Here is a 3,307-nt window from a genome sequence, read left to right as displayed (position 1 = left end):
TATTATTAGGTCACAACACTTAATCAAACAGGAGGATAGCCCTGCATGAACTATATCACATTGCCCTCATCATTGGAAGACTTCCACAATTACAAGACAGAAATCGTAACAACTGCATCCAATCGGGAGCTGTACCTGTTGCATGGACAGCTCAAGGAAGCTGAAGAGGACAGTCTCTGCCCGCATTGCGGAGGATGATGCACATCCACAACAACTCTTCGGTGAACCCGAGATCCACACCGTTTTTGGTAATGTGCACCTCATTCTCTCCGTTTGTGGGAAATCAGGTCTTCTTTCAAAATTACAGTCTGCTTTTCCCCAAGATAAGGTGCATGAGCACATGCCCACCCATTTGCGTCACTCGACCATGAAGGACTGATCAAGGATGTCCTGTGATGACTTTATTGGGAGATCATTCGCTTCTTACCTCTTTGACAACATCCCTTTAGGATCTCTTGGAAGCAATATGATCTACTTCTCCTTTCATGGGAGGGGATTCAAGCAGGATAGCCTTCTTCAAGGATGGACGGCAACTGTCTTGAACTTAATCATGAACGGTGTTACTGTTTTCATGGTTGTTGATGAAGAGGAAGCCTTTGAAAGTGCTAACAAACAATGGGCTTCCTCTTCTCTTCTCCTTCGGGGATTCTCTCCCCGGTCCTTCCCCCATTAAACCATCGCTTTTCCCCTACTGGAATATTTCATTTGCGGTATGAGTGGGATTTTTCATATTCAAGACAGTCCAACAATGCCCGACGCCGCAGAGAGCCTTGACATCTGCATCAGCAACTTTATCCTTGATGCAGGGTATGCGAACAAAGAGGTTATTTTTCATAGCGGGAATGAACAGGGAATGACCATTGCTGCCCGTTTGCCGGCAAAAAAGGGCTACCCGTACAAAACATTCTACCATCAGGCGAAAAGTTTGGCTCGGAACAAGCAAGTAAAAGAGTTCTACCAAACTGACAGCCGGCAAGCCTTGCAATTCCTCTGGTTTATGGTTCTATTTTTTGGTTTATCGTGGGATCAATCATCGGTTGTGATCCATACCCCCTCATTATTTTGATACCCAAAGCCCAGTTACTTTGCTATATTCAACGTAAGGAGGGGGTACTGATGAAAATTACCAACTATCGCGCTTTCATGATCCATGCATTGTTCCTTTCGGTTACCATGAGCTTCATTGACGTGAATACCGTCGCACCAGCCATGCTAACTGAAAGTGGGGCTACTACCTTCCACCTAGGACTGCTGACTGCCATCATGGTGGGATTCAGCAGCTTCATGCAACTGTTGTTTGCTACCTTCATCATGGGATTCAAGCACAAGAAACCGGCCCTCCTTGGGGGAATCTACCTTAGGGTTGCAGCACTTGCAAGCCTTGGGATATTCTTGCGAAACCTTGGTTCCCCGGCAACCTGGAAAATATGGCTCATCCTTTTCCTGATGACCGTATTCTCCTTCAGCGGTGCATGGGCAAACATTGCCTACACCGATATTCTTGGAAGCACGATTGAAAAATCTCTTCGAAAGAAATTACTCACCCAGAAACAACTGATTACCAGTATTGGATTGATCATCAGTTCGGTCGTGGTAAAACTTGTACTCTCTTACCTCTCCTACCCCGACAGCTACAGCCTGCTCTTCCTCATGGCGAGCCTGCTTCTGCTCCTGGCAACCAGCGGGTTCTGGATGCTGAAAGAGGGCGAACCTCCGCAGCAGAAAAAACAGACTCTAGGAAAAAGACTTGGCATGTTTGTCCATGCCATCAAGGAAGACCGAAATGTCAGGCTCTATCTGCTTTTGGTAAACACCTCGGGGGTTATCCTCTCTACCCTGCCATTCTTGGTGGTTCTGGCAAATCAACGCTATGGATTGGACGGAGGAAGAACGGGGACCTTCCTGTTGTTCCAGCTTTCCGGTTCCCTGCTTGCAACCATCCTGACCAACCTGTTCAGCAAAGGACAGCACTATCGTCCTATGATCTATCTTTTCATCCTGCTCAGCGTCTCCACCCCGATTATTGCTCTCTTGCTGATAGCAACCCCACTACTCTACCCATTTGCTTTCTTGATTGGAGGAGCTACCAGTGCTCTGTATTACATACTCACTGTGGGCATTCTGTTGGAAATCTCCAACAATGAGAACCGCCCTATTTATTTTGGGATAGGTGGTGCCGGTGCTTTGATGAATATCCTCTACCCCATGATTGCTGGTCTCCTGCTCCCCTCCCTAGGGTTTCCACTCATCTTCATGCTTACCAGTTGCTATATGCTTTTGGGTATCTATGCAGCAAAGCACCTGGACTGTGGGATATCTTCCTAAATCCACACCGATGGTTATATTGACCAGAATATGATTCCCTTTATATGGTCAGTACAATTACCTTACTTTCCTTCCCTGCTCTCTCTCTCGTTGCCAATGCACGCTTCTTCGGAGGGACTGCAGATGAGGAGAGCGAGTATGATGCAAGCAACTGGACAGGGTCCTCTGAAGCCTACACCAAGAACAATATTGCAAGCCTGACTTTCTCTACTGGACTTGCCTGGCAGATGCAATAATTTTCATTGAAACAAATAGCAATGCAAGGATTACAAAAATTCTTGCGTTTTTTGTGTTCTTGCACCTTTTCTTGTAGGCAAATGCCGTATCTACCGTATACCATTTGCGTGAAGCCTTTTCCAAGGAGCCGACATGAAATCACTTATCATTGTGGATATCTTCAGCATGGTTCCCTTGTTTTTTACTATTTACCTGGCTGCACGACATCTCAGTGGGTCCAGGCAGAACAGGTACTATATCCTTGCCTCCTACATCACCCTCATGTTGCTGGCAGTGGAAGTGCTGGGATACAGCATGACTGGCCGTGTGACTGCATACGCCATTATCCTCCACTTGTTCGGCAATGCACTCTATTACATCATGATCCCAGCAGTTTCACTCATCATCCTCTGGTATCTTGGGTGTTGTGAGTACGGAAAGACAGTAAAAAGACTTCTCTATACCCCCTAGGCCTTGAACGCTACACTCAACATTCTCTCCATACAGAACGGCTGGGTTTTCTCTGTAAATACCTCCAACGAGTATTTCAGGGGACCATTTTTCTATGTTACGACCTGCATTTCTTACTTCTACTACATCCTCATTCTTATCCAGCTCTCCAGGATGAGGCATGCGGTGATATTCCCAAGCAAGTTCCTGGTTGCCTTGGCCTATTGCCTGCCCATCATTGCAACTATTTTCCAGTTTCTTTATCTCGAGGACTCCTATATCACCAGTTCCATTGCAACGACACTGTTGCTGTACT

The 3,307-nt window shown here is 46.4% G+C and carries 6 protein-coding genes; all 6 read left to right on the top strand.

Annotation, left to right across the window (positions count from 1 at the left end):
* Positions 1-45: 45 nt before the first annotated feature.
* Positions 46-198, top strand: coding sequence for a hypothetical protein (locus AB7S66_RS12130; RefSeq protein ID WP_428520363.1), 153 nt, complete (start codon positions 46-48; stop codon positions 196-198).
* A 550-nt stretch (positions 199-748) separates the two neighbouring features.
* Positions 749-1,066 (top strand): hypothetical protein, encoded by a 318-nt coding sequence (locus tag AB7S66_RS12125; RefSeq protein WP_428520361.1) that lies wholly within the window; start codon positions 749-751, stop codon positions 1,064-1,066.
* 50 nt (positions 1,067-1,116) lie between these two features.
* Complete coding sequence (locus tag AB7S66_RS12120; RefSeq protein ID WP_428520359.1) at positions 1,117-2,325, top strand: MFS transporter; 1,209 nt, start codon at positions 1,117-1,119, stop codon at positions 2,323-2,325.
* 44 nt (positions 2,326-2,369) lie between these two features.
* On the top strand, positions 2,370-2,561 hold the full coding sequence (locus tag AB7S66_RS12115; RefSeq protein WP_428520357.1) for a hypothetical protein: 192 nt from the start codon (positions 2,370-2,372) through the stop codon (positions 2,559-2,561).
* Positions 2,562-2,694: 133 nt separating this feature from the next.
* Positions 2,695-3,012, top strand: coding sequence for a hypothetical protein (locus tag AB7S66_RS12110; RefSeq protein WP_428520355.1), 318 nt, complete (start codon positions 2,695-2,697; stop codon positions 3,010-3,012).
* Positions 3,013-3,015: 3 nt separating this feature from the next.
* A partial coding sequence (locus AB7S66_RS12105; RefSeq protein WP_428520353.1) for a hypothetical protein occupies positions 3,016-3,307 on the top strand: 292 nt, incomplete at its 3' end.

Origin of the sequence: Sphaerochaeta sp. (genome assembly GCF_050178175.1) — a bacterium.
GTDB lineage: Bacteria > Spirochaetota > Spirochaetia > Sphaerochaetales > Sphaerochaetaceae > Sphaerochaeta.
Note: the sequence above shows the minus strand (reverse complement) of the source record. Positions and strands in the feature narration are given on the sequence as shown.

Coding starts and splice junctions, on each gene's coding strand:
- AB7S66_RS12120 (WP_428520359.1), top strand. CDS start 1,117: ATGAAAATTACCAACTATCGCGCTTTCATGATCCATGCATTGTTCCTT.
- AB7S66_RS12115 (WP_428520357.1), top strand. CDS start 2,370: ATGGTCAGTACAATTACCTTACTTTCCTTCCCTGCTCTCTCTCTCGTT.
- AB7S66_RS12110 (WP_428520355.1), top strand. CDS start 2,695: ATGAAATCACTTATCATTGTGGATATCTTCAGCATGGTTCCCTTGTTT.
- AB7S66_RS12130 (WP_428520363.1), top strand. CDS start 46: ATGAACTATATCACATTGCCCTCATCATTGGAAGACTTCCACAATTAC.
- AB7S66_RS12125 (WP_428520361.1), top strand. CDS start 749: ATGCCCGACGCCGCAGAGAGCCTTGACATCTGCATCAGCAACTTTATC.